Origin of the sequence: Pseudooctadecabacter sp., from assembly GCF_020627745.1 — a bacterium.
Lineage (GTDB): Bacteria > Pseudomonadota > Alphaproteobacteria > Rhodobacterales > Rhodobacteraceae > Octadecabacter.
In genome coordinates this window covers 22,253-46,439 of the sequence record NZ_JAHDGE010000012.1, presented here as the reverse complement: position 1 = coordinate 46,439, position 24,187 = coordinate 22,253, and the positions used below count along the sequence as shown (strand labels likewise).

The following is a 24,187-nucleotide window of genomic DNA, read 5'->3' as shown; positions in this document are numbered from 1 at the left end:
TTTTGAACGAAATATCGCTGTATTTCAGGTGGTTGACGCAGGTGCGGAATTTTTATGCTGCGGTGCAGAAAAAGCTTGAAATGCCGCACTGCAGCATGTAGATAGGATGCAGTTGCAGAAACGCCGGGATGATCCGGTACAGAATTTAAGGAGCTATCCAATGGCTGCTAAGACACAAGACTTCACCGCCGTTATGAAAGACATGATGGGCGCATTCCCCGTGGACACGAAGGCAATGGAAGATGCGTATAAAACGCAGACAACCCTGGCCGAGAAACTGTCCTCCGTGACCATCGACGCCGCTCAGAAATCCACTGAGTTGTCCGCCAAATGGGCACAGGACACCCTGTCCAAAATGACAGACCTGTCCAAAGCAAAATCCGAGCCTGCTGACTACGCCAAGTCCATGACAGACTTCGCATCCGCATCCGCCGAAGCCGCAGCCGAGCACATGGCCGCCTTCGCCGAGATCGCGAAGAAAGTTCAGACAGAGACTCTGGAACTGATGATGGCCGCTGGCAAAGACATGTCCGAGGATATGTCCGCTGCTGCGAAGAAAGCCACCAACGACATGACAGCCGCTGCCAAGAAAGCTGCGACTGCAAAGTAAACAGACGCCGGGCGCTTTCCTCCTCCCTAACAGGCGCCGACGTTTTAAAGGCTCCGCTGCTCCTCCCGGCAGCGGGGCCTTATTTTTGTGGCTTTCTTTTCGCTGCGGCGCGGCCTAGGCTTCTCTGCACTGCAACACCGCTTGGGAGGGCGCCCGTTGGCCAAGACATCACAACCCCTGCTTATCAAACGCTACGCGAGCCGCAGGCTCTATAATACCGAAACCAGCGACTATGTGACGTTGGAAGATATTGCGACGTTTATCCGCGAGGGGCGGGAAGTTCAGATTGTCGATCTGAAATCCGGGGATGACCTGACGCGGCAGTATCTTTTGCAGATCATCGCGGAACACGAAAGCCGTGGCGAAAGCGTGCTGCCGGTGGATGTTCTGACCGATCTGGTGCGGTCCTACACGTCGCAGTCCATGTCTGTGGTGCCGCAGTTTCTGGCCCAGTCCTTTGAGATGCTGCAAAGCGGCCAGTCCAAGATGATGGAAAATATGGGCGGGATGAACCCGCTGGCCCAGATGCCGGGGTTTGAAGCGATGCGCGCCCAGCAAGAGGCCTTCATGAAGGCGATGACCGGCGGGATGATGCCCAAGACCGAAGAGACCAAATCAACCGGTGGTGAGGATCTGGCCGACATCAAGGCGGAACTGGCGTCTTTGCAGGAAAAACTGTCGAAGTTGGGCAAATAACAAAATTAGCTAATTTTGTTAGGACGCAAAGGAATGGCCCGAGCATGGGTCAGATGAGCACTTCGATGCGGTCCGGATCGCACACAATAACCACATGGTGTTTCGTCCGGATCATTTGAAATCCACGGCGCCGCACCTCACGCATCAAGACGGACATGCCGACCTCCCGTTCAACGTCGAATATCTGGCGTTTGATGACGCCACCGGTTTGCGCGGCGCGACAATGAAATATCTGCGACAGCCAATCCTGTCGCGTGTGGGGCGGGCGGTATGCGAATCTCTCGTACATCATGCCTCATGCTTGCCGCGCGGTGGTTAATTGCGCATTAACGGTGCAGAGGTCGCCTTATGTCACACTCCGCAGGACGCATCACGCTTTGGAATATTGAGGTCTTTGTGGCCACAGCGCAGGAGGCGTCGATTTCCGGCGCGGCCAAGCGACTATCGACATCGGCTGCGACGGTGTCCCAACAGCTGACGTCTTTGGAAGGGGCCATTGGCACCGCCTTGTTGAACCGCTCTGCCCGGCCCGTGACCCCGACACCGGCGGGGGAGATGTTTTTGCGCCGGGCGAACGCTATCCTCAACGAGGCCGAACAGGCCCGATCCGAGATCGCGCTCGCCGATCTCAGCCGTCTGATGCGTCTACGATTGGGGATGATTGAGGATTTTGATGCGGATGTGACGCCGCGCCTTCTGAGCGCGATGGGCGAAGACCTCAAGACCTGCCAATTCCTGTTGGAAACCGGTGCGTCGCACCGTTTGCATGATCTGCTGGAGGCCCGCAGCCTTGACGTGATCGTGGCCAGTGACATCGGGGCGGCTGCCGACTGGATGGAGGTCCATCCCCTGATGGAGGAACCTTTCGTCGCCGCCGTGCCCAAGGGAGCGTTGACCGGTGGTGATATCGCGCGGCAGCTGCGGCGGATGCCCTTCGTGCAGTATACCACACGGCACCACATGGGGCGGGTCATTGCGGATCATCTGGCGCGCCAGAATGTCAGCCTGACGGGGCGGTTCGAAATGGACAGCTATCACGCGATCATGGCGATGGTCGCGGCAGGGGCGGGCTGGTCGATCCTGACGCCTTTGGGCTGGCTGCACACCCAGCGGTTCCGCGAACAGGTCGATCTGGTGGAATTGCCGTTCGAGCCGTTCTCACGCCGGATTTCGCTGACTGCACGTCGTGGCGTCTTGGGGGAGATGCCGGGCCAGATGGCCGCCCAGCTGCGCTCGGTCCTGACCAACCGCGTCGTTGGTCCCGCCGTGGACCAGACGCCGTGGCTGCGCGATGTGATGAAGCTGCTTTAGGCGGCGTGCTGCGCTGTGGCTTCGGACGCTGCGGCGAGGATGATGTCCGCGATGATGTCACAGTCTTTTAATGACAATCGGGGGGGCAGGCGCACATCGCAGGCGCGCATCAGCATCGCACGGGTCTGTGGCAGATCAGGCGCATCCCCCAGGAACTGCCAGTTCCAGAAAGCACGGGCGTTGTCCGTGCTTTGGCCGAAAATCTGTGCCTTCAGGCCCTTTGCGGCACAGGCACTGGCAAAGGCGCGGGTTTGCGTGTCGGTCATATCCACCAGATTGAACTGGATCGAATCCGGTGCGCGTGCCTCGGCGGGCAGGGCGGGTGGGACGCTGAGGGCAGGGGATGCGTCCAGGCGGGCGGCCACGTGATCGTGGTTGCGGCGCCCATCACGCACCCGGCGGTCCAGTTCGGGCAATTGCGGGCGGATGATGGCCGCAGACAGGTTTGACAGCCGCAGATTATAGAGCGGCAGTTTGTTTTGATGCCGGGCCATCACATCAGCGGGCACGGCGTGTTTCATCCAGGTGTGTTCATAGGCACCCGACATGATGATGGCACGGGCCACAAGATCGGCATCATCGGTGACCAATATGCCGCCTTCGCCTGCGTTGATCATCTTGTAGCTTTGAAAGCTGAAACACCCGATCCTGCCGATGGTCCCGATCTTGCGGTCGTTCCATGTGGTGCCGAGCGAGTGGGCCGCGTCTTCGATCACAGGGACACCCGCCGCATCACACAGCGCCATGATCGCATCCATATCGGACGTATGGCCGCGCATATGGCTGATGATGACAGCCTCGGCACTTGGGAGTTTGGCGGCGAAATCCGTGAGATCGAGGCGATAATTCGCCCCGCATTCAACCAAGATCGGGACACAATCTGCATGCACGACAGCGCTGGGCACTGCGGCAAAGGTGAATGCGGGGATTAAAACGCGGGCGTGAACAGGGAGAGCCAGCGCTTTAAGGGACAAAAACAAAGCAGCCGAACAGGACGACACGGCGAGGGCGTATGTGGTGCCCATCAGCGCCGCAAAATCGCGTTCCAACAGGGCCACCGGCGCGTTTTCGGGGGCCGTGTAGCGAAAGAGGTCACCGGTCGCCAAAAGACGTGTGACCTCAGCCAAGGCGGCGTCGGGGATGGGCTCGGAAGCTGTGACGTCAGGACATGTCATTTTAGAATACCTAAAGTTTTATTTCATGTAATCTAACATCAGGTTTGTGACAAGCCCGTGACGGTCGCGCAGGCTGCGGGGGTGGAATTTGAGTTTTTTTGGCCAGATGAAAAGGGACCGCTGCGGGTTTTCAGGCGGACTAAAGGCCCAGACGATCCCGCAGGGAATACCACGTCATCGCGGCGGCCAGCAAAGGCGCGCGCAGCATGGTGCCGCCGGGGAAGGCGGGGGTCGGCAGGCTTGCGAAAATATCGAACCGTTCGGCCTGTCCGCGCACGGCTTCGGCCATCAATTTGCCCGCAAAGCCCGAATGGGCGACGCCGTGGCCGGAAAAGCCGCCCGCGCTGAGGATATTGGGCGCTGTCCGAGTGATCAGGGGCAACCGTGTGGGCGTGATGCCCAAGGTGCCGCCCCAAGTGTAGTCGATGCGGACGTCTTTAAGCTGCGGAAACATGGTTTCCATGCGTTTGCGCAATTCCGGTTCGATGTTTTGGGGGAAGGCCACGGTGTAGTTTTCGCGGCCCCCGAACAGCAGCCGTTTGTCATCAGACAGGCGGAAATAATTGACGACGAACTTGTCATCCGCCACGGCGATATCCTGCGTCAGGACCTCGGCCGCGCGGTCGCCCAAGGGTTCTGTGGCGGCGATAAAGGAATTGAGCGGCATGGTCCGCGCGGCCACATGACGGTTGAGGTTGGGCAAATAACCATTGCCCGCAAGGATCACATAATCCGCCCTGACGCGCCCGTGGCCGGTGGCGACCACGGCGGGGTCTGTCTGGTCGATATGGTGCACCTCGGAGCGTTCAAAAATGCGCACACCGGCCCGTTCGGCCGCCGCCGCCAGCCCCAGCACATAGCGCAACGGATGAATGTGACCGGCCCCCATATCCAACAGCCCACCGGCATAACGGGGCGATTTGACGATGGCCCCAAACGCATCGCGGGTCAGCGGTTCGGCGTCTTGGTAGCCGTAGGTGCGGCGCAGGTATTCGACCTCATCGCGCAGGTGGCGTGCCTCAACCGCGTCATAGGCGCCATGGGCAATGCCCGGTTTGAAATTGGCGTCAGGCGCGTGTCGCGCAAGACGCGATTTCAGCAGCGCTTTGGCCTCTTCCGTCAAGTCCCACAACATGCGGGCGGGGCCAGCCCCCAGCCGCGCGGACAGCCAGCGTTGATCCTTGTTGAACCCGCTGCCCACTTGCCCGCCATTGCGCCCCGATGCGCCCCAGCCTGCGCGGTGGGCGTCCAGAACGATGACGTCCATGCCTGCCTCGGCCAGTTCCAACGCGGCCATAAGCCCGGTGTAGCCCGCCCCCACGACGCAAACATCCGCGCGGTGTTGGCCACGCAGGGCGGCGCGTTCGGGTGGGATGCTGGCTGTCGCCGCGTAGTAGCTGGGCGGAAAGGTCGCCGGGCGGTCATTGCGGTAAAGCGCGTTGGTCACGGGGCCTCACGCAGGTCGTAGTAGGACAGCCGATAGACCTCCGGCTGCCGGTGAATGACGGTCGCCACGTCATAGGTGTCGCCGCGTGCCTGAATACCAAAGCAGTCGGGGCAGGGGATGCCCAGAGAGGCGATGAACGCCGCGCCATCGTCTTCGAAATCGACCCGCAGCAAGGTCTGTTCGGTCAATGCCTCAAGCGATGCGTCAGGCAGGTCGGACACGCCCGAGATCGCCACGTAGGGGGTATAAAACTGCACGTCGGGATAGATGATGGGCTGACCGCCAGCTGTGGCGGGACGGCCGTTGTCCGCGTCCACCACCACGGGCGCGCCAAGATCGCGCAGCGTTACGGCGTCGACAGATGATCCGTCTGGCAGAACGTCCTGCAACAGGGCTGTCAGCAGGGCGGTATGGGTGTTTACATCAAGGGGCTGATCAGCGCGCCGGATGATGGACGGCAGCGCAAGCGAGGCTTTCGGCGTCATCTGGGCCACGGGATGCGTGTCGACCAGCGATGGCTGCAGGCCCAGCAGGGCAAAATCGGGGTCGGCAGCCAGTGCGGAGAGCGCATCAAGATAGGCGTTATAGTCGTCATATTGATCGTCAATCCTGACCAGAGGGTCTGCCACCGCAGCAAGACCCGCAAGATTGACGGACCCGTCTTGTGCGGCGGGCCCGCAGGTGGTGCTGCCGCAGGTGACATGAAAAACAAGGGTGTCGTCGCGATAGAGAGAGGCGATCGTTTGTTCGGGAGGGACGCCCATGACAGCCAGAACCTGTGCGCCCAAAGTCTGGCCGCCGGTGCTTTGGATGGTGATGTAGGCATCAGCGCGGGCCTGTTGAAGTGCTGCGGGATCCGTGACGATCAGGTCTTCTCCGTTTGGGCCGGCGCGGTGCAGCACAAGGGCAAGATCGCCGGTGGTCAGGTCCTGATCCTGCAGGAAATAAAGGCGCGACCCTTCGTCCGCAGCCGGTTCGGGTGCAGGCGCATCCGAAAGATCGGCTGTGGCTTGCGCCTCGTCCGTGCCCGACCCGCGCATCACCGCAAAGCCCAGATAGGCCAGCAATCCAGCGGCCAGCAGCACCCCGAGAAAGGCCAGCCGGATCATACGTTGAGAAGGAGGTGTTCACGCTCCCACGGGCTGATGACCTGCAAGAATTCTTCGTATTCCGCCTTTTTCACGATGGAATAGACACGGGCAAAATCAGGGCCGAGAACCTCGTGCATGTCGGTATTTGCGTCAAACAGGTCAAGCGCGGCCCACAGTCCCTGCGGTAAGGCTCCGTCGCCTTCATAGGCGTCGCCCTCGAACCGTTCTTCGGGGGTGATGGCCTGTTTGATGCCAAGGTATCCGCAGGCAAGCGAGGCCGCAATGCACAGATACGGGTTGCAATCCATGCCTGCCAGACGGTTTTCAACGCGGCGCGCATTGGCGCTGGACAGGGGCACGCGGATGCCCGTTGTGCGGTTGTCGCGCGCCCAGGCCAGATTGATCGGTGCGGCGTGGTCTTTGACATAACGCCGGTAGCTGTTCACGTAGGGCGCCATAACGGCCACGACCGAGGGCAGGTGGGTTTGCAGCCCGCCGATGAAGTGGAAAAAGGCGTCCGTTTCCTCCCCATCGCTGCCTGCGAAGATGTTGTTGCCGTCGCTGTCCAAGATGGAATGGTGGATGTGCATGGCGCTGCCCGGTTCATCCTCGATGGGTTTGGCCATGAAGGTGGCAAAGCAGTTGTGCTTGAGAGCGGCCTCTTTCAGCAGACGTTTGAAGAAAAAGACCTGATCGGCCAGTTCCACAGGATCGCCGTGGTTGAGGTTGATTTCCAGCTGGCCCGCGCCGCCTTCCTGCGTAATGCCGTCGATCTCAAACCCCTGGATTTCGGCGTATTCATAGATGTCGTCAATGACGGGGCCATAGTCATCCACCGCCGTCATGGAATAGGCCTGACGTGCGGCGGCGGGACGCCCCGACCGTCCGATCATGGGTTCAATCGGCTTGGCGGGATCGGTGTTGGGCGCCACGAGGAAAAATTCCATCTCGGGGGCGACAACGGGCGTCCAGCCTTCTTTCTTATACAGCTCCACCACCCGTTTGAGGACATTGCGGGGACTGAATTGCACCGGTTCATCATTGGTCCCGTAAGCGTCATGGATCACCTGCAACGTGCCATCCTCGGTCCAGGGGGCGGCGGTTGCGGTGGCATAATCGGGCTTCAGGATCATGTCGGGTTCGGTAAAGCCTGCCTCGCCCGCGGCCTCCCCCCAGCCTCCTGTGAGGGTCTGGAAGAAGATGGATTCGGGCAGGTGGAACTGGGTTTGCTTTTCCCATTTGGCGGCAGGAACGGCCTTGCCACGGGCGATGCCGGGCAGGTCCGAAATCATACACTCGACCTCATCCAGACGGTTCTTTTCCAGATAGTCGCGGGCCGCTGGGGGGATTTTGTCCAGCCAAGTCATAAGTGACGGTCCTTGAAAAATGTGCCGATCTGGGCGGCCAGCCGTGTGTTGTGGTTGGGTTTGCCCAGATTGGTCTTGGCCTGCGCAATCAGATCCGGCGGGACCGATCCGGCGCGGGCCTGAATAAGGCCGTCGATCATCCGATCCCCGAATTCAGGATGCGCCTGAAGCGTAAAGATGCGGGTGTCATAGACCAGCGCCGCGTTTTCACAATGGGCGTTCGAGGCGAGGGGTGTGGCGTTCTTGGGCAGCGCTGTCACCTGATCCTGATGCCATGCGTTCAGCGCGACCTCTTCGCCCTGCCAGTCATAGGTTTGCCGCCCCACGGCCCAGCCGCCGCCGAACTTTTCGACCCTGCCGCCCAAGGCCTGTGCGATGATCTGGTGGCCAAAACAGATGCCCACAAGCGGAACACCGGCTGCATAAACGTCGCGGATCAGGGTTTCGAGCGGCGGTATCCACGGGTGGTCTTCGTAGGCGCCGTGTTTTGATCCGGTGATCAGCCAGCCGTCGCAATCGGTCGGCCCATCGGGGAAATCCCCGTCAACGACCGCGTAGGTGTCGAAGGTGAAGTCCTGCCCGTCCAGCAGACGGATGAAGAAGTCGTTGACGTCGCCAAGATCGTCCCGGACCTCGTCAGGGGCGTGGCCGGTTTGCAGAATGCCGATTTTCATGAAGCACCAGTCTTGTGGGTTTGGGTCAGGTTAGACGGTGTCAGGGCCGCCCGCAAGCGGGGGGATGCGCGGCGGGCCGGCCCTCCGGGGGGAGTTTTTCGGGCCAGATGAAGGGGGAGGTCGCGTTTTCGCCCAATGCGCGCGCGTGCCGGTGGGGTGGCGTTAAGGTTAATGCGGGATGCAGCGGATCATCTTTGCCGCGCGGCGGTCACACCGTATCGAGGTAGAGGTCGATCTTTTCCTCATCCGACAGGGTGGCGTATTCACTCGCCTCTTGCCGTTTGGTCGCGGTGAGGTTGCGGATCAGTTCTGCGGGGAAAATGCGCGCGATGGTGGGGTCCGCCTCAAACCGGTCAATGGCGGCGGTCCAGTCGCCGGGCAGTTGCGGCAGGCCCTGATCGTAGGCGTTTCCGGTGATCGGGGCCGGTGGCGTGGTGCCGTCTTCGATGCCAGTGAGGGCTGCGCCAAGGACGGCGGCCAGCATCAGATAGGGGTTCACATCGCCCCCTGCCACGCGGTGTTCGATGCGCCGACCTTTGTGGTGGCCGCCCGGTACGCGAATGGCGGCGGTGCGGTTTTCATAGGCCCAACAAATAGACGTGGGCGCGTGGGCATTGGGCACCAGCCGGTCATAGCTGTTGCCGTGCGGTGCCAGGATCAGCGCGGAGGCGGGCAGTGCTGTCATGCAGCCCGCGATGGCGTGGTGCAGGGCGGGGGTCCCCTCCGGGCCGCCATTGTCGAAGATGTTGGTGCCGTGTTCGTCCAGCACGGAAAAGTGCACATGCATCCCGTTGCCGGAATATTCCGCATAGGGTTTGGCCATGAAGGACGCCGCGAACCCGTGTTGGCGGGCGAGCCCCCGCACCAGCAGTTTGAACAGCCATGCGTCATCGGCGGCTTTCATCGCGGGGCCGTGCGACAGGTTGATTTCGAACTGGCCCAGACCGGCCTCGGAGATGGCGGTTTCGGCGGGGATATCCATCGCCTCGGCCCCGTCGTAAAGTTTGGTGAAGAACTGATCGAAGGCATCCAGCGCCCGCAGGCTTAGGATTTCGGCACCGGGCCTGCGTTTGCCGGACCGTGGGGAGGGGACGACCTGCAGGTCCTTGCCGCTGTCATCGACCAGATAGAATTCCAGTTCGGTCCCGACGATGGGGGTCAGCCCGCGCGCGGCGTAACGTTTGAGGACCGCGCTGAGCGCATGGCGGGGATCGCCGTCAAAGGGGCGGCCGTCTTCGCGGAACATCCACATGGGCAGCAGGGCGGAGGGGCTGTCGAGCCATGGCATCGGCATGAAGCCACGGTCGGTGGGCATGGCCACGCCGTCTGGATCGCCTGCTTCGAACACCAGCGGGGAGTTGTCGATGTCTTCGCCCCAGATGTCGAGGTTCAGCACAGACAGCGGAAAACGCGTGCCGTCGTCTTCGATCTTTTGCGCAAAGCGCGACGGGATCCGTTTGCCACGGGCCACGCCATTGAGGTCGGAGGCCGCGACGCGGATGGTTTTGATATGGGGATTGTCGTGCAGCCAGGACATGGGATTTACCGGATGATTTGCGGCAGAAAGCGCGCACGGGGGCGTTTTGCATCCTGCGGGAGGTGGCTGTTGAGGCGGCGGCCGATGCGGCCCATCAGGGCGATGATCACCAACGTCAACACAATGAAATAGAAGGCCAGAATGGGGTAGGGGACGAAGGGGTTGAACGTCTTGTCCGCAAAGAAATTCGCGTAATACAGCGCATCGCCCCGTTGTTGCCATGCCGGAAAGCCGGTGAAAAAGACCAGCGTGGTGGAGTGGAATAGAAAGATCGCTTCGTTGGTATAGGCCGGCCATGCCAGACGCAGCATCGTAGGCCAGATCACGCGGCGAAAGCGGGACCAGCCGGACAGGCCATAGGCATCGGCGGCCTCGGTGTCGCCTTTGGGGATGGATTGCAGCGCGCCGTAGAAAATCTCACCCGTGTAGGCGGAGGTGTTGAGGAAAAGAACAATCAGCGCGCCCAACCACGCGGCGGTGAACGGGTCGAAAAAGGCGTATTGGCCTTTGAGCGACAGGAAGAAAAAGTAGGCAAAGAAGAACTGGATAAACAGTGGCGAGCCACGGAACAGGAAGATGAACCATTCGCTGAGTTTGCGGATGATGCGGGTGTTGGAGGCTTTGCCCAAGGCCACGGCGGTGGCCAGAAAGAAGCCTGCCAGCAGGGCCACGGTGCCGAAATAGATGTTCCAGATCATGCCCGAGCCAATCAGCGTGAATTGCTGGCAGAGCGTATAGTCACTGCGCGGCAGAAGACGTTCCCCGAACCCGATGGAGCGGAAGGCGTATTGCGAAATGGTCTGGAGGCAGTCTTCCATGTCTCAGGTCCCTTGTCTGTGAGAGGGGACCAAAATTCGCGAATTTTGGGGGCGCGTGTCGGTCATGTTGCGGCCCGCCTTTGGGCTTCGCCGCCCGATGTGGCCTGCCCCTTGGTCAGACGCCGCATGAGCCGGTCCAGCACGATTTCAGAGACACGGGTGAAGGCCAGATAGAAAACCAGCAGCGCCAGGAAATAATACATCCGCCAGTCGCCGTGGGGGTAGTCGGTGAAACGAGGTGTTTTGGTGGCCCCCAATTCACGCGCCCAATAGACGACATCTTCGACGCCGAGTAAAAACAGCAGGGGTGTGGCCTTGATCAGCACCATCCACAGGTTGCCCAAACCGGGCAGGGCGTAGACCCACATTTGCGGCACCACGATGCGCCAGAACGTCTGGCGGCGCGACATGCCGTAGGCTTCGGCGGTTTCCAGTTGGGCCTTGGGCACCGCGCGCATGGCGCCATAAAGGACGTTGGCGGCAAAGGCGCCAAAGACGATGGCGAAGGTGAAGACCGCCAGCGAAAAGCCATAGATTTCGTGCACCCATTGCGGTGCGTTGCCTTGGGGCAATTTGGCGTCCTGGCAGACGATGAAATCATTGCCCTGACGGATGGCGTCGGGCCAATCGGGGCACATCGCGTGGTGGCGCAGGTATTCAAGTCCCTGATCCAGCGCGATGACGAAAAACAAAAAGAAGGCGATGTCCGGGACGCCGCGCACGATTGCGATGTAGCCTTTGCCGACCCATGACAGCGGCGCGATCCTCGAGCGTGCGGCCATAGCGCCGCCAAAGCCGAAGGTCAGCGACAGGGGTGCTGTGATCGCCAGCAGGGTCAGCACGGTCACAAACGACCAATAGAACCCCATGTGCTTGCCCGTGGTCAGGTAGCAAGACAACCATGAAAGCCCCTCAAGGGTGGCCGGATCGGTGCAATAGCTGAAAATGGCGGTGCCCAGTCGTCAGGTTGGAAGTGAGTTTTTTTGGCCAGATGAAAGAGGACCGCGCGCGCCTATCAAAAAGGAGCGGCGCGCGCGGCGATCAAGGTTTATTCGAAGGTGGAGGCCACTTCCCACTTTTCGATCAGCGTGTTGAGAGAGCCGTCTTCCTTCATGGATGTGATGGCCGCGTCAAAGGCTGCTTTCAGTTCTGTGTCGCTTTCGCGGACGCCCATGCCGACGCCGCCGCCGATGGATTCTTCGCGCTCCAGCATCACCAGATCGTCCTGGCCGTCCATGGCACCGACAAGGAAGGATTTGTCGGCCAGAACCGCGTCGGCCTCACCGTTGCGGACAGCGGCGATGGTTTCTTCGGGGGTGGCGAATTCAACAACGGTCCAGCCTTGGTCGGCAATGAAGGACGCCTGAATGGTGCCGGTCTGGGCTGCGATCACGGCCCCTTCGACGTCGAGGTCGGCGTCGAGTGCCAGATAGGAGGACGGATCAGCAGGCGTGTATTCTTGCGTGAAATCAATGATTTCATCGCGCTCTGCCGTGATGGACATGCCCGCGATGATGGTGTCGTAGTTGCCGGACACGAGGTTGGGGATGATGCTGTCCCATTCGTTTGTGACCCATTCGCAGGTCAGTTCGGCGCGGGCACACAGCTCATCGCCCAGTTCGCGTTCAAAGCCGTCGACTTCGCCTGCATCGTTGAGGAAGTTCCATGGCGCGTAGGCGCCTTCGGTGCCCATGCGCACAACGGAGTGGCCGTCGGCCATGGCCATACCGGCAGTCAGGGCCAGTGCGGCGGAGGTGAGGATCAGGTTTTTCATGTTGGTCTCCTGGTTGGTTATGTGAGTGCATTTATGTCGTTGCAGCGGGCGATCACATCGCCCTGATCTGATCCCAACCACTGCACATGCAGTCGGGACAGTGTTCCGTCGGCGGAAACCTCCGCCAGAAGCGCGTCGAGGTCGGCGCGCAGGTTTGGGGCCGTCTCGGCGATGGCCAAGGCCGATCCGCCGGAGAATGTGGGGTAGGTGCCGATGATCGTGACGCTGTCACCGGCCAGTAGGCGCGCATTGTGCGACCCGAAGACCACGTCGATCTCTCCACCGGTCAGAGCCGTGAGGGCAGCCTCTTCGGTGGGGTAGGCTTTGGTGCTGCGGCCCGCCTGCGCCATAGCACTTTGGTACAGGGATTGGTCCAGCACACCGATGCGGGCGGTATTGAGGTCGATGTCATCGCTGAGCGCCATCAGATCGCCCGTGTCATCGCCGGAGGTCACGTAGGGACAGGTGAAATCCACAATATCGTCGCGTGCTGCCGAATATCCGAAGCCGCCCGTCACCACATCCACATCCCCCCGCGCCAGCGCCTGAAAGATGTCGCCCATGGGCAGATCGACCCACGTGCAGTTGTATCCGCCACGGTCGCAGAGTTCATCCACCAGCGCCTTGTCGAGGCCCGTGGCCTCCGCCGTGCCGGGGTTGAAGATATAGGGGGGGTAGTGCCCACCGGTGGCGATGGTCAAATCCTGCGCTGCGACAGGCGGGGCCAAAAGGGCCACTATGATCGCAAGGCGCATCATGAGGGGGCTGTGACCGACAAAAAACCGCGCAAACGGTCCGATTTGGGCGCACCAAACAACTGGGCGGGTGGGCCCTGTTCTTCGATCAGACCTTGGTGCAGGAACACCACATGGTCCGAGATATCGTGGGCCATTTTCATGTCATGGGTCACCACCAACATGGTGCGCCCTTCGGCGGCCAAGTCCTTGATCACGCGAACGACTTCCTGTTCCAGCTCAGGGTCCAGCGCGGATGTGGGTTCATCGAACAACAGCGCTTTGGGTTCCATGCACAGCGCCCGTGCAATCGCCGCGCGTTGCTGTTGGCCGCCCGACAGCATGGCAGGATAAGCATCGCATTTGTCCCCGATCCCGACCTTGTCGAGGTAACGCCGCGCCGATGCCTCAACCTCGGCCCGGTCGCGTTTGAGGACCGTCACCGGGGCCTCCATCACGTTTTGCAGGATCGTCATATGGGCCCACAGATTGAACTGTTGAAACACCATGCTGAGGTTGGTGCGGATGCGGATCATCTGGGCGCGGTCGCCGGGATGGCGGGACGGGCCTGCGCCTTTCCAGCGGACCGGTTCGCCGCAAAACAGGATGTCGCCCTGCTGGCTGTCTTCAAGCAGGTTCGCGCAGCGCAGCAGCGTCGATTTTCCCGACCCGGAGGACCCGATCAGGCTGATCACATGGCCTTGGGGCGCGGTGATATCGACGCCTTTGAGGACCTCAAGATCGCCATAGGCTTTGTGAAGGTTGCGGATTTCGATGACGGGGTCGGTCATTGTGCCTCAGCGTGGATAGACCTGCAGACTAGGACCTAAATTGCAGCCAAATGCAATGGGGTCTTGGGGGCGATCGGCACAGGACTGTCATAGGCGCTGGCGGGCAGCGTGACGAAACCGTAAAGGCGCAGCGCGTCTTTGTGTGCGGCGTCCAAGGTATCAATCGCGTCGGCCAAGGCGGCGCGGATGGGGACAGGGTCCCGCCCTTTAGCGGTCACGAAGGTCTGGGCTGGGGACAACCCCGTGCGCCCGATGACGGCCAAGTCCCGCGCCTGCGGTTCCCACGTCAATTGCTGCGCCCAAGTGACGGCATCAATGGCTGCCAGATCGGCGCGCCCCTCGGCCACGGCGCGCAGGCTGGCCAGATGGGACCCGGTTTCCAGCGTCGATTTGAACTGCAGCCCTTGGGCCGCGATCCGTGTCACCGGCGCGCCCCAACCGGATTGGGACAGCGCATCATTGTAGGCGAATGTGCCCAAGACAGCCGGTGCCAGCCCGCGGGCGGCATCGTCTTTGCGCACAACAAAGACCGAATGGTAGTAACCGGCTGGTGTGTCGTCCAACCGGTGGTCCCCGCATCCCAACAGAATCACATCACCGCGAAACCGGGCGCGGTAGGGCAGGTTGCAAATCTGGCCCAGCACCAGATCGGGATTTGCCCAGGTCTCCGTAAAGGGCGTGGTGCGGTCCAACTGGTCAGGTCCGTAGCCCAGCCTGTCGCGTACGGCGGCCCACAGGGCATCATTGGCGGCCTGTGCTTCAGGCCGGTCATACATGGGCAGACTTGCGATCATGACTAGTCGTCGGACGAGACGCGCAACCGCGCTTTGTGGCTGTCCTGATCGGACACGCCCAACATGGGTGCCACCATCCGCAACAGCGCGTCTTCGGCCTTGTCCCGTTTGCCATCGGCCATGACCACCGTCCATAGGGCCTCAATCACGCCCATCCGGTCGTCATAGGGCACCGCATCCTTGATGGCGCGGGTGAAGCGTACGGTATCCGGGGCCTCGGCCTCCGCTGCCTCACACTCGGTGCGCAGCGCTTGCGCGCCGGTGTCGGACAGCCCGTAGCGCGACATCAAAACCGCGTCGATCTGGGCCTTTTCGTCGGGATCATAGGTGCCATCCGTGCGCGCAATCCGCACAAGAAGCGCGCCAAGGGCCACGCGGGCGTCGGTGTCAGACAAAGGGGCGGGGTCGGGCGCGGTCAGGCGCTTGAACAAATCAGCAAACATGGGGTGGATATAGGCAGGCCTGCCAAAAAGGCCAACCCTTAGCCGCGCAAGGCCGCCGCAGCCTCCGGCGCCATGCCGAACGTTTCGGTGGCGATGGCCACCACCTGCTGTTCACGCTCATGACGTTGGCCGTCCGCATCCGCGACCTGCCACAGGGCGCGCACGAACAAATCCCGTTCTTCGGGCGAAATCGCAGTGCTCAAAACGCCGGCCAATTCTTGGGTGTCGGGCATCGCCCCTTCAAGCCGTTCGCATTCCGCCCGCATCTTGGCGGCCTCCACCGCGTTCAGCGCATAAAGATCGGCCAGCAGGTGGTCGATCTCCTCGATCTCCTGAAACAGATAGGCCCCGTCGGCCTTGGCCACCCGCACCAGAAGCGCGCCCAACGCGTGACGTGCGTCGGCGTCTGGCATAGGGGTGATTTCGGTGGCGGCGGCCCGCAGGCGGGCAATGATACGGTCAAACATGGGATGGAGTTTAGGCAGACCCCGCGCGGGGGCAAGCCTCAAAGCGACTTAAATCGCGTCGCCAATGTGCCCAGCATCTCATCCAGCCCCCACGGCGGGTTCACCACAAACAGGCCGGAGCCGACCATCCGGTGCCCTTCCCGCGCGGGGGCAAAGCCGACCTCGTGGCGCAGCGCGTCAGGAAACGCACGGCCCAGCGTTCTGACCATCGGCCGGTGACGGTCGTCGGTCAACACAGGATACCACAGCATCATCACGCCCACCGGCCAGCTTTTGGCGATTTTTATCAGGTGCTTGGGCACCTCCAGATATTCGTCTTTCACCTCGTACGACGGGTCCACCATCATGAGCCCCCGGCGCGGCATGGGCGGGCAAACGGAATAGGCCATGTCGAACCCGTCTTGATGATGGATGTAGGCGGCAGGCACGCTATCCAGCAAGGCGTCATGCTCTTGCGGGTGCAACTCGGCGATATGCAGCACATCATCGCCTCGCAGCAGATGGGACGCGATCCACGGGCTGCCGGGATAGGCACGGTCCCCGTGTTCGGCCTCACAGGCGGCCAGAACATCCCCGTAGGCCGTGCCCTCAAACCAAGCCGCGACAGATTCAATCCCCGCTGCGGCCTCTGCGGTCTTCACCGCCTCGGGCGCCGACAGATCATAAAGTCCGCGGCCCCCATGGGTTTCCACATAGGTCAGCGGCTTGTCCTTGCGGGTCATATAGGACAGGACCCAGGCAAGGGCTGCGTGCTTGTGCACATCCGCCAGATTGCCTGCATGATAAGCATGTTGATACGACAGCATGGACGCGCCCCTTCATTCTTCTGATCCGAAAACTCCGGGGTCTGGGGCAGCGCCCCAGCGGATCGGATGGGCGAAGCCCATTCGATCCTTCACCACATCACACCAAACGCGACGTTTCCAGCGCAGCGCGCACGAAATCGGCAAACAGCGGATGGGGTGCAAAGGGTTTGGATTTCAGCTCGGGGTGGAACTGCACCCCGATAAACCACGGGTGATCAGACCACTCGACAATTTCCGGCAGACGTCCATCGGGCGACATACCAGAGAAACACAGCCCCGCCGTTTCCAGTTTGTCCCGATACTTCACGTCCACCTCATAGCGGTGACGGTGACGTTCCTCGATCGACGTGGTGCCATAGACCTCTGCCACTCTGGACCCCTTGGTCAGGGTTGCGTCATAGGCGCCCAAACGCATGGTGCCGCCCTTGTCGTCATCGGCCTTGCGCTGGACCTTGGCATTGCCCTGCACCCATTCCTTGAGGTGATAGACCACAGGCTCGAACCGCTTTTTGCCGGCCTCATGGTCGAACTCTTCCGACCCGGCCTCGGCCATGCCGGCCACATTGCGCGCGGCCTCGATCACAGCCATCTGCATCCCCAGACAGATCCCGAGGTAGGGAATTTTACGTGTCCGTGCGAATTCAGCCGCCTTGATCTTGCCCTCGGTGCCGCGTTCGCCAAACCCGCCCGGAACCAGAATGGCGTGATAACCTTCAAGGTGGGGGGCTGCATCTTCGCGGTCGAAAACCTCCGCATCGACCCATGATACGTTGACCTTGACGCGGTTGGCCATGCCGCCGTGGGTCAGGGCCTCCTTGATGGACTTATACGCGTCCTCAAGCTGGGTGTACTTGCCGACGATGGCCACATTCACCTCACCATCGGTGTTGTGGATGCGGTCATAGACATCATGCCAGACAGACAGATCGGGCTTGGGGGCAGGGGTGATGTTAAAGGCATCAAGCACCGCCTGATCAAGGCCCTGTTCGTGGTAGGCCAGCGGGGCCTCATAGATGGATTTCAGGTCATAGGCCGCGACAACGGCGTCTTTGCGCACGTTGCAGAACAACGCGATTTTTTCGCGTTCTTTTTCCGGGATCGGCTGCTCAGACCGGCAGACCAGAATGTCGGGTGCAATGCCGATGGACTGCAATTCCTTGACCGAGTGCTGGGTGGGCTTCGTTTTCAGCTCCCCCGACGCTGCCAGATAGGGCAGCAGTGTCAGATGCATGAAAATGCACTGGCCGCGGGGTTTGTCGTGGCTGAACTGGCGGATGGCTTCGAAAAAGGGCAGGCCCTCGATGTCGCCCACGGTGCCGCCGATTTCACACAACATGAAATCGACCTCGTCGTCGCCGATGTCGATGAAATCCTTGATTTCATTGGTCACATGGGGAACCACCTGAATGGTCTTGCCCAGATAATCGCCGCGTCGTTCCTTTTCCAACACGTTGGAATAGACGCGGCCGGATGACACGGAATCGGTCATGCGCGCAGGCACGCCGGTGAACCGTTCGTAGTGGCCTAGGTCCAGATCGGTTTCGGCCCCGTCATCGGTCACAAAGACCTCGCCATGTTCGAAAGGCGACATCGTGCCCGGATCGACGTTCAGGTAGGGGTCAAGTTTGCGCAACCGCACCGAAAACCCGCGCGCCTGCAAAAGCGACCCGAGTGCCGCCGACGCAAGCCCTTTGCCCAAGGACGACACCACACCGCCGGTGATAAATACGAAACGCGCCATGGCCTGAAAGTCCCCCGTGAACCCGGCAAATCTGCCGTCGAATTTTTGTTGAAATGCCGCCCGACGCGCGCGCCGGATTGCATGTATCACGGGATTTAAGTCTATCCGGATTCGCAGCCCCGTGGCAACCAACCCGTGACGAAAGAGCGGTCAGAAACCGCAATATCGTGATGATGCGGGCCTTTGGCCCACAATGTGTCGTGGTTTAATCGGCGTCCGGAACCAAAGGTGTGTCACTGGGCGTGCCCACCGAAGGCGGCAACAGGCTGTCGCCCGCGCTAGGTGTTTCGACCCCTTCGGACGCAGGGGGCAACAGCGCGTCCCCGTCCACCACGGACGCATCACTGGCCTGCGAAGCCGACAGGATCGTCAGCGCCACCGAGGTGCAGATAAACGCAATGGCCAGCAGCCAAGTGACCTTACCCAAAGCGGTCGCAGCCGCACGTCCGGTCATGGCCCCGCCGCCGCCGCCGCCAATGCCCAGACCACCGCCCTCAGAGCGCTGCAACAGCACCACACCAATCAACGCAAGCGCGAGGAGAAGGTGAACAACGAGGACGAGATTTTCCATGGATAGAGCCTTTGGCGATGGGACAGGCGGTATCTAGAAGCGAACGGGCGGCGTCGCAACCCCTTGAATGGCCCGATTTGCGGTCTTGGTCACGCTTGACCTTGGTCGGACGGCCTGTTTTCGTCGCGGTCCATCTTGCGCACAAGGAACGGTTGCCATGTCGGACGCTGTAAAGAAGAACCGCGTGATCCAGACCACGTACCTCAGCGCGATCGGGTTCGGGGGACTGGCGGCGCTGTTCGAATGGGTCTTTGGCGGGACGTTTGATCGACACTGGCTGATGCAGATGGCCTTGGTGATTGCCGTTCCATTCTTGATGATCGACCGCCTTGCGTCCTTGTCGTCGCCCCGCATGAGGGCTGTTCTTGGCCCCCGTTTCCGGATTTTCGCCTTTGTCACGATGGCCAGTTATTACTGGCTGTCGACGACCCTTGTTCTGTGGCCCCAGGATCCTGAATTCATATTCCGGCACGTGACGATCTGGTTTGTCGTCAGTCTGGCCTTCGGCGCTGCACTGGCGTTCCGGTTCCCTGTTGCCACGCCCGATGTGGCGAACCTCTATCTTGACCTTGACCGACTGAGAACCGGCAATGTCGTCTTGCGGACAGGGTTCATGTGGTTTCCGCCTCTCGCTGCCGCATTGATACTGGCCATGGCCTCAGACGTTCAGCTGACCGATGACGGGCGGGGCATTGGTGAGGATTATCTGATCCTGCAGATGGTCATTTTGCTGGCCGTTATCGGAGGATTGCCCGAGAAACAAGGATACTGGGGGTCGCCTATCGGGATAGGGCGCATTGTCGGTGCGGTGCTGGTGTTTGCATCCATAGCCGTCTTGTTCACGATCCCCTAGGGGATTGGTCAATCCGCCACATCATCCATATCCGCCTGACCGGACAGACGGCGACGGACGTGCGACCAGCTTAGCCCGATCCCAAGCACCAGTGACAATGCAACAAGTCCGATCCACGTGTTGGCGGTCGGGTCTTCGAAACTGACCCATCCCAGATCAAAGGCCACCCAAAGGCAGGCCGCGACCAACCCCAGCACAAGCGCCATGCCGACCACTCCGATCGACCGCATCGTCGCGCGCAGGTAGATAACGTACCCCACCAGCAGAACCAGACCGCCCAGAACGGCGATGGAGACGGTTTCGGATCCGTTCTGCTGGACCCAGCGGATGTAATTGTACGGCGTGGGATTGTAGGTGACGGCAAGCAACACAAACGCAAACAGCCAGCGCAAAAGGAATCCGGTCATGAAATAGGGCCTTGGGTCGTGGATTTGCGGCCAAGATGGCGGTGGTTGTGGCCCCTGTCCAGAGGATGCCTCAAATGCCTGCTTTCCCCCTCGCGCATGATGCCCTATGAGGAGCGCGGATTTCTGAAAAGAAGGGGCCTGTCAAAGATGGCAAATGTGGTGGTTGTCGGCGCTCAGTGGGGCGACGAAGGCAAGGGCAAGATCGTGGACTGGCTCTCCGAACGGGCGGATGTGATCGCGCGGTTTCAGGGCGGACATAATGCCGGACATACGCTGGTCATTGATGGCGAGGTTTACAAGTTGCATGCCCTGCCGTCAGGTGTGGTGCGGGGCGGCAAACTGTCGGTCATCGGCAATGGCGTGGTGCTGGACCCGTGGCATCTGCTGAACGAAATCGACACGATCGAGGCGCAGGGCGTCAAGATCACGCCGGACACCCTGATGATTGCCGAAAATACGCCGTTGATCCTGCCCTTCCACGGAGAGTTGGACCGCGCGCGTGAGGGTCAGAATTCCGTCGCCAAAATCGGCACGACCGGACGCGGGATCGGGCCGTGCTATGAAGACAAGGTGGGCCGTCGCGTCATCCGTGTCGCCGATCTGGCCGACGATGCCACGCTGGTGCTGCGCGTGGAACGCGCCTTGATCCATCATAACGCGCTGCGCAAAGGGCTGGGTCTGGAAGAGATCGACCGCGATGCGCTGATCGCCCAGTTGCGCGACATTGCCCCCAAAATTCTGCCCTTCGCAGCACCTGTCTGGAAGGTGCTGGCGGAAAAACGAAAGGCCGGCAAAAGGATCCTGTTTGAAGGCGCGCAAGGCGCGTTGCTGGATATTGATTTTGGCACCTATCCATTTGTCACATCCTCCAACGTGATTGCCGGACAGGCCGCAACCGGTGTGGGCCTTGGCCCCACGGCGATTGATTATGTCCTTGGCATCGTGAAGGCCTACACCACCCGCGTGGGTGAAGGCCCGTTTCCCACCGAACTGGAAGATGCCGACGGCCAACGGCTGGGCGAACGCGGCCATGAATTTGGCACCACCACGGGCCGCAAACGGCGCTGTGGGTGGTTTGACGCGGCCTTGCTGCGCCAGACCTGTGCCACGTCCGGCATCACGGGCATCTGTCTGACAAAGCTGGACGTTCTGGACGGGTTCGAGACCCTGAAAATCTGCGTCGGCTACGATCTGGACGGCGAGCGTCTGGATTATCTGCCAACCGCTGCCGATCAACAGGCGCGGTGCACACCGATATATGAAGAAATGCCCGGATGGTCGGAAAGCACCGAAGGCGCGCGGTCCTGGGCGGATCTGCCTGCGGCGGCGATCAAATACGTGCGCCGCGTGGAAGAGTTGATCGATTGTCCCGTGGCGCTAGTGTCTACATCACCCGAACGCGAGGACACGATCCTTGTGACCGACCCATTTGCGGACTGAAAGGCACCCGGATAGATGACCCACAAGGCACGCAAACGTTGGGCTTTGGTGATCCTTTTGGTGGGGTTGCCGGTGTACGTGATCTTGTCTGTGTCGATCCTGAACTGGCTTTATCCCGACCCGCTTGACCGACCGCCGCTGTGGGTGGAACTGGGCATCTATATCGGGCTGGGGATTTTGTGGGCCTTGCCGTTCAAATTTATCTTCAAGGGCATCGGCCAACCCGACCCCGACACCTGAGCCACGGCCCCTGATCCGGCGGTGCCGCTGCGCGGCGCGGTTTTTTATTCGGTCGCGCGTGAGGGGATGTGAGAGGGCCAGTTCATACGCGGGTCGCCTGACTGTGGGCCGTTGGTTTTCAGGTATTTTTGAACCAGAGAAAACATGGCCGGACATGCAAACGGCGCGCGGATGTGAACCGCGCGCCGTTTTGATTTCGAAAGGGTGCCGTCCTAGCTGGCCTGACGTTCCGGATTGAACCGGCTGTCATCGGCCACCTGAAACCTGCCATTGCGGATTTTGGTAAACTTTCCTTCGCGCAGAAGTTCGGCAAAGCTTCGCAAACCGTCTTCGCGGTTGAAATCGGTTGCCGCGACAGAGCGCACGCGCCGCAGGATCTGCGGACGGGAGAATTCGCCAGCGCCTTCGACAAAAGACGTATAGGCCGCCGCAGCCTCGAGGAGGTCCGGCAGATCACGCGCACCCATGTTGTCGGCAAATTCCGCAAAGGAATCGGCGGCAGGCTGGGCTGCGGCTGCGGGACGTGTGGCCACACGGCGCGGGGTTACGGGGCCATCTTTCGCCTCGCCTGTCGGTGCTGGCAGGTCCACACGCTGGGCGGCCACCAGTTTCAGCGGTGCGGGGCGCGGGCGTTCTGTCCGGGAGGCCGCGCGCACGACAGGGCGGGGGCGGGGGCCGCCTTCGGGGCGCACAGCCTCTGACAGATCGTTGCGGAACGCGTTTTCCACATCCTGACCGTCATCCTCAGGCTCACCGACCTGACGCGCCGCCTCCTTGGCGGCGACCGCCGCCTTGAGTTGCGCAATCGCCTCACGGCGGCGGTTGCCTTCGGGTTCCTGCATATGGGCATCGGCCTCGGACATGAGGCGATCGAGGGCTTTGTCGTCGACGTTCTCGTCCTCAGCGAGGAAGGCCGCCGCATCAGGTTCGGCGGGAACCTCGGCAGCCGGAGTGTCATCCTCGGTCACAGCATCGGCCACAGATGTATCGGCCACAGGTGCATCGGCGTTGGCGACATCCGGCGTGTCCGGTCCGTCCTGCGTGATCTGTTCCAGATCGGCCGCCAGATCGTCGCCCAGATCGGTATCCACGAAATCGCTGTCTTCGAGGTATTCATCCAGATCGTCCGCGCCATCCAGAAGGCCCAGATTGGGTCCACTGACCTGAGCGGCCGGCGGTACGGCTTTTTCGGTCTCTGCGGCGGAGGCGGTGGCTGACTGGTCCGCCATTGCCTTTTCGAAATCCGCCCGTTTCATCCGAACGACGCGGGCGCGCGGTTCGCTGATCGCCTCGGGCGCAGTTTCGGGCCCGGCGGGTGGGGTAACGTCCGCCGTTTCAGCGGCTTGACGCGCCAGCACGCGGGAAATCATGTCAGGGGTTTGCGGCGCGGAAGCTACGTCATCCGCAGCGCCGGTCTCACCTGTCGGGGTCGTGTCCTGAAGAACGTCGTCTTGTTGCGGTGTCGTTTCGACCACGACATCGGCGGTTGTTTCATCTGCGATGTTCAACGCGGCCCCGTCAGGCAGAAAATCCTCTGTCAGGTCGTTGGCAGGGTCAGTGTCGGCGGGGCCGACCACAGCCTGTATGCGCTGGAGTTTCGCCGCGAGGCTATCCGCGTCGGGGTGGGCGGGAACCTCGGCCACGGGTGCAGCGGTATTTTCCGCCGGTGCGGGCGTCGCGGTCTGCGCCGCGATATCGTCAGCAGAAGGGTCTTCCGTCACGGCGGTGTCGGCCGCATCCTTCGGGTCTGTCATTTCGGCGTCGCTGCCTGCATCGTCTGCGTCAGCGTTTGCCTGAAGGGTTGCTGCCAATTCGGCGGCCTTCGCCTCGCGGCGGGCGGCCTTACGGGCGGCTTTGCGCGCCGCATGGTCGATGACATCCTTCTCAGGGAGAGTGGGCTCCTCGATTGGTGCCTCGGGTGCCTCGGCCACTTGCGGCTCTGTCATCTGTGGTTCAGCCGCAACCGGTGCGTCTTGCGCGGGCTGCGCTGCGTCCTCGACTTTAAGCGTGTCCTCGGTCTTTGGGGTGTCTTCGGCATCTGGTGCGTCGGTGGCCTGCGGTGCGTCGGTGGCCTGCGGTGCATCGGCTGCAGGGGCAGGGGCCGTCTGGTCCGTCACCATGGCGGGGCGCAGCACGATGCCGTCGTCTTCCATACGGGCATCCACACGGCGCGAGATTTCTTTCTCGGCAATCCGGGCCAGCATTTCTGCATCGGGGGTGGGGGGTTCTGCCCCGAAATACCTGTCATCGGCGGCCAAGCCGCGGAAGTATTCGGCAATCGCCTTCATCGTGTTGAAGGAATCGTCGAACCCCTCCAACGTGCACGAAAATGTGCCGTATGAGACGGTGAGAATCTTACTCGTTCCAACCATGATTAGCTCGCTTTCTACTCAAACCTTT

26 protein-coding genes are annotated in these 24,187 nt (G+C 61.3%); 6 read left to right on the top strand and 20 right to left on the bottom strand.

Translation table 11 applies throughout. From position 1 onward, the window contains the following. Positions 1 to 160: 160 nt before the first annotated feature. Together QZ653_RS07295 and phaR are read left to right on the top strand one after the other, a co-directional pair. Positions 161 to 610 (top strand): phasin family protein, encoded by a 450-nt coding sequence (locus QZ653_RS07295; protein WP_296419005.1) that lies wholly within the window; start codon positions 161 to 163, stop codon positions 608 to 610. Between the two features lie 156 nt (positions 611 to 766). Next, positions 767 to 1,306 carry a polyhydroxyalkanoate synthesis repressor PhaR gene (gene phaR / locus QZ653_RS07290; protein WP_296419002.1) on the top strand — a complete coding sequence of 180 codons (540 nt, stop codon included), beginning with the start codon at positions 767 to 769 and terminating at the stop codon, positions 1,304 to 1,306. A 49-nt stretch (positions 1,307 to 1,355) separates the two neighbouring features. On the opposite strand, the gene QZ653_RS07285 is transcribed toward phaR, so the two are convergent. Beyond that, positions 1,356 to 1,598, bottom strand: coding sequence for an N-(5'-phosphoribosyl)anthranilate isomerase (locus QZ653_RS07285; protein ID WP_296419000.1), 243 nt, complete (start codon positions 1,596 to 1,598; stop codon positions 1,356 to 1,358). A gap of 56 nt (positions 1,599 to 1,654) precedes the next feature. Here QZ653_RS07285 and QZ653_RS07280 point away from each other — a divergent pair, with 56 nt between their 5' ends. Further along, positions 1,655 to 2,617, top strand: a complete 963-nt coding sequence (locus QZ653_RS07280; protein WP_296418998.1) for a LysR family transcriptional regulator — start codon at positions 1,655 to 1,657, stop codon at positions 2,615 to 2,617. Here QZ653_RS07280 and QZ653_RS07275 read toward each other — a convergent pair. From QZ653_RS07275 to secG, 17 genes are all read right to left on the bottom strand, one after another. After that, positions 2,614 to 3,792 (bottom strand): DegT/DnrJ/EryC1/StrS family aminotransferase, encoded by a 1,179-nt coding sequence (locus QZ653_RS07275; RefSeq protein ID WP_296418996.1) that lies wholly within the window; start codon positions 3,790 to 3,792, stop codon positions 2,614 to 2,616. The genes QZ653_RS07280 and QZ653_RS07275 overlap by 4 nt on opposite strands. A 139-nt stretch (positions 3,793 to 3,931) precedes the next feature. Further along, positions 3,932 to 5,239 carry an NAD(P)/FAD-dependent oxidoreductase gene (locus tag QZ653_RS07270; protein ID WP_296418995.1) on the bottom strand — a complete coding sequence of 436 codons (1,308 nt, stop codon included), beginning with the start codon at positions 5,237 to 5,239 and terminating at the stop codon, positions 3,932 to 3,934. Further along, entirely contained in the window at positions 5,236 to 6,348 is a 1,113-nt protein-coding gene (locus QZ653_RS07265) for a hypothetical protein (RefSeq protein WP_296418993.1), read from the bottom strand. Before QZ653_RS07265 ends, QZ653_RS07270 begins: the two co-directional genes overlap by 4 nt. Next, entirely contained in the window at positions 6,345 to 7,697 is a 1,353-nt protein-coding gene (locus tag QZ653_RS07260) for a glutamine synthetase family protein (protein ID WP_296418991.1), read from the bottom strand. Before QZ653_RS07260 ends, QZ653_RS07265 begins: the two co-directional genes overlap by 4 nt. After that, the gene (locus QZ653_RS07255) at positions 7,694 to 8,371 is read right to left on the bottom strand and encodes a type 1 glutamine amidotransferase (protein ID WP_296418989.1); all 678 of its coding nucleotides are present in this window, start codon (positions 8,369 to 8,371) and stop codon (positions 7,694 to 7,696) included. Before QZ653_RS07255 ends, QZ653_RS07260 begins: the two co-directional genes overlap by 4 nt. 208 nt (positions 8,372 to 8,579) lie before the next feature. Then, positions 8,580 to 9,908, bottom strand: a complete 1,329-nt coding sequence (locus QZ653_RS07250; RefSeq protein ID WP_296418987.1) for a glutamine synthetase family protein — start codon at positions 9,906 to 9,908, stop codon at positions 8,580 to 8,582. 5 nt (positions 9,909 to 9,913) lie between these two features. Further along, on the bottom strand, positions 9,914 to 10,726 hold the full coding sequence (locus QZ653_RS07245; protein ID WP_296418985.1) for an ABC transporter permease: 813 nt from the start codon (positions 10,724 to 10,726) through the stop codon (positions 9,914 to 9,916). Between the two features lie 62 nt (positions 10,727 to 10,788). Beyond that, positions 10,789 to 11,673, bottom strand: coding sequence for an ABC transporter permease (locus QZ653_RS07240; protein WP_296419043.1), 885 nt, complete (start codon positions 11,671 to 11,673; stop codon positions 10,789 to 10,791). 101 nt (positions 11,674 to 11,774) lie between these two features. Then, a complete protein-coding gene (locus tag QZ653_RS07235; protein ID WP_296418984.1) occupies positions 11,775 to 12,500 on the bottom strand; it encodes a transporter substrate-binding domain-containing protein in 726 nt (241 codons plus the stop codon). A 17-nt stretch (positions 12,501 to 12,517) separates the two neighbouring features. After that, positions 12,518 to 13,255, bottom strand: coding sequence for a substrate-binding periplasmic protein (locus QZ653_RS07230; protein WP_296418982.1), 738 nt, complete (start codon positions 13,253 to 13,255; stop codon positions 12,518 to 12,520). Beyond that, complete coding sequence (locus QZ653_RS07225; protein WP_296418980.1) at positions 13,255 to 14,025, bottom strand: ABC transporter ATP-binding protein; 771 nt, start codon at positions 14,023 to 14,025, stop codon at positions 13,255 to 13,257. The genes QZ653_RS07230 and QZ653_RS07225 overlap by 1 nt, the downstream gene beginning before the upstream one ends. 35 nt (positions 14,026 to 14,060) lie before the next feature. Next, the gene (locus tag QZ653_RS07220) at positions 14,061 to 14,819 is read right to left on the bottom strand and encodes a phosphate/phosphite/phosphonate ABC transporter substrate-binding protein (RefSeq protein ID WP_296418979.1); all 759 of its coding nucleotides are present in this window, start codon (positions 14,817 to 14,819) and stop codon (positions 14,061 to 14,063) included. 2 nt (positions 14,820 to 14,821) lie between these two features. Further along, the gene (locus QZ653_RS07215; protein WP_296418978.1) at positions 14,822 to 15,262 is read right to left on the bottom strand and encodes a TerB family tellurite resistance protein; all 441 of its coding nucleotides are present in this window, start codon (positions 15,260 to 15,262) and stop codon (positions 14,822 to 14,824) included. 38 nt (positions 15,263 to 15,300) lie between these two features. Next, positions 15,301 to 15,729, bottom strand: coding sequence for a TerB family tellurite resistance protein (locus tag QZ653_RS07210; RefSeq protein ID WP_296418976.1), 429 nt, complete (start codon positions 15,727 to 15,729; stop codon positions 15,301 to 15,303). 38 nt (positions 15,730 to 15,767) lie between these two features. After that, entirely contained in the window at positions 15,768 to 16,535 is a 768-nt protein-coding gene (gene rlmJ / locus QZ653_RS07205; protein WP_296418974.1) for a 23S rRNA (adenine(2030)-N(6))-methyltransferase RlmJ, read from the bottom strand. 97 nt (positions 16,536 to 16,632) lie between these two features. Next, entirely contained in the window at positions 16,633 to 18,276 is a 1,644-nt protein-coding gene (locus QZ653_RS07200) for a CTP synthase (protein ID WP_296418972.1), read from the bottom strand. A 205-nt stretch (positions 18,277 to 18,481) separates the two neighbouring features. Next, positions 18,482 to 18,847: a preprotein translocase subunit SecG gene (secG, locus tag QZ653_RS07195; RefSeq protein ID WP_296418970.1), complete on the bottom strand. Its 366-nt coding sequence runs from the start codon at positions 18,845 to 18,847 to the stop codon at positions 18,482 to 18,484. A 157-nt stretch (positions 18,848 to 19,004) separates the two neighbouring features. Between secG and QZ653_RS07190 the strand changes: the two genes are divergently transcribed. Beyond that, the gene (locus QZ653_RS07190; RefSeq protein WP_296418969.1) at positions 19,005 to 19,700 is read left to right on the top strand and encodes a hypothetical protein; all 696 of its coding nucleotides are present in this window, start codon (positions 19,005 to 19,007) and stop codon (positions 19,698 to 19,700) included. Between the two features lie 8 nt (positions 19,701 to 19,708). Here the strand turns inward: QZ653_RS07190 and QZ653_RS07185 are convergent, their stop codons facing one another. Beyond that, positions 19,709 to 20,107: a DUF6524 family protein gene (locus QZ653_RS07185; RefSeq protein WP_296418967.1), complete on the bottom strand. Its 399-nt coding sequence runs from the start codon at positions 20,105 to 20,107 to the stop codon at positions 19,709 to 19,711. Positions 20,108 to 20,254: 147 nt separating this feature from the next. On the opposite strand from QZ653_RS07185, the gene QZ653_RS07180 reads away from it, so the two are divergent. After that, positions 20,255 to 21,547, top strand: a complete 1,293-nt coding sequence (locus tag QZ653_RS07180; protein WP_296418965.1) for an adenylosuccinate synthase — start codon at positions 20,255 to 20,257, stop codon at positions 21,545 to 21,547. Positions 21,548 to 21,562: 15 nt separating this feature from the next. Then, the gene (locus QZ653_RS07175; protein WP_296418963.1) at positions 21,563 to 21,787 is read left to right on the top strand and encodes a DUF2842 domain-containing protein; all 225 of its coding nucleotides are present in this window, start codon (positions 21,563 to 21,565) and stop codon (positions 21,785 to 21,787) included. A gap of 212 nt (positions 21,788 to 21,999) precedes the next feature. Here QZ653_RS07175 and QZ653_RS07170 read toward each other — a convergent pair whose 3' ends face one another. Continuing rightward, positions 22,000 to 24,159: a hypothetical protein gene (locus tag QZ653_RS07170; RefSeq protein ID WP_296418961.1), complete on the bottom strand. Its 2,160-nt coding sequence runs from the start codon at positions 24,157 to 24,159 to the stop codon at positions 22,000 to 22,002. Positions 24,160 to 24,187 lie beyond the last annotated feature (28 nt).

Coding starts and splice junctions, on each gene's coding strand:
- QZ653_RS07295 (WP_296419005.1), top strand. CDS start 161: ATGGCTGCTAAGACACAAGACTTCACCGCCGTTATGAAAGACATGATG.
- QZ653_RS07285 (WP_296419000.1), bottom strand. CDS start 1,598: ATGATGTACGAGAGATTCGCATACCGCCCGCCCCACACGCGACAGGAT.
- QZ653_RS07280 (WP_296418998.1), top strand. CDS start 1,655: ATGTCACACTCCGCAGGACGCATCACGCTTTGGAATATTGAGGTCTTT.
- QZ653_RS07275 (WP_296418996.1), bottom strand. CDS start 3,792: ATGACATGTCCTGACGTCACAGCTTCCGAGCCCATCCCCGACGCCGCC.
- QZ653_RS07265 (WP_296418993.1), bottom strand. CDS start 6,348: ATGATCCGGCTGGCCTTTCTCGGGGTGCTGCTGGCCGCTGGATTGCTG.
- QZ653_RS07260 (WP_296418991.1), bottom strand. CDS start 7,697: ATGACTTGGCTGGACAAAATCCCCCCAGCGGCCCGCGACTATCTGGAA.
- QZ653_RS07255 (WP_296418989.1), bottom strand. CDS start 8,371: ATGAAAATCGGCATTCTGCAAACCGGCCACGCCCCTGACGAGGTCCGG.
- QZ653_RS07250 (WP_296418987.1), bottom strand. CDS start 9,908: ATGTCCTGGCTGCACGACAATCCCCATATCAAAACCATCCGCGTCGCG.
- QZ653_RS07245 (WP_296418985.1), bottom strand. CDS start 10,726: ATGGAAGACTGCCTCCAGACCATTTCGCAATACGCCTTCCGCTCCATC.
- QZ653_RS07235 (WP_296418984.1), bottom strand. CDS start 12,500: ATGAAAAACCTGATCCTCACCTCCGCCGCACTGGCCCTGACTGCCGGT.
- QZ653_RS07230 (WP_296418982.1), bottom strand. CDS start 13,255: ATGCGCCTTGCGATCATAGTGGCCCTTTTGGCCCCGCCTGTCGCAGCG.
- QZ653_RS07225 (WP_296418980.1), bottom strand. CDS start 14,025: ATGACCGACCCCGTCATCGAAATCCGCAACCTTCACAAAGCCTATGGC.
- QZ653_RS07220 (WP_296418979.1), bottom strand. CDS start 14,819: ATGATCGCAAGTCTGCCCATGTATGACCGGCCTGAAGCACAGGCCGCC.
- QZ653_RS07215 (WP_296418978.1), bottom strand. CDS start 15,262: ATGTTTGCTGATTTGTTCAAGCGCCTGACCGCGCCCGACCCCGCCCCT.
- QZ653_RS07210 (WP_296418976.1), bottom strand. CDS start 15,729: ATGTTTGACCGTATCATTGCCCGCCTGCGGGCCGCCGCCACCGAAATC.
- rlmJ (WP_296418974.1), bottom strand. CDS start 16,535: ATGCTGTCGTATCAACATGCTTATCATGCAGGCAATCTGGCGGATGTG.
- QZ653_RS07200 (WP_296418972.1), bottom strand. CDS start 18,276: ATGGCGCGTTTCGTATTTATCACCGGCGGTGTGGTGTCGTCCTTGGGC.
- secG (WP_296418970.1), bottom strand. CDS start 18,847: ATGGAAAATCTCGTCCTCGTTGTTCACCTTCTCCTCGCGCTTGCGTTG.
- QZ653_RS07190 (WP_296418969.1), top strand. CDS start 19,005: ATGTCGGACGCTGTAAAGAAGAACCGCGTGATCCAGACCACGTACCTC.
- QZ653_RS07185 (WP_296418967.1), bottom strand. CDS start 20,107: ATGACCGGATTCCTTTTGCGCTGGCTGTTTGCGTTTGTGTTGCTTGCC.
- QZ653_RS07180 (WP_296418965.1), top strand. CDS start 20,255: ATGGCAAATGTGGTGGTTGTCGGCGCTCAGTGGGGCGACGAAGGCAAG.
- QZ653_RS07175 (WP_296418963.1), top strand. CDS start 21,563: ATGACCCACAAGGCACGCAAACGTTGGGCTTTGGTGATCCTTTTGGTG.
- QZ653_RS07170 (WP_296418961.1), bottom strand. CDS start 24,159: ATGGTTGGAACGAGTAAGATTCTCACCGTCTCATACGGCACATTTTCG.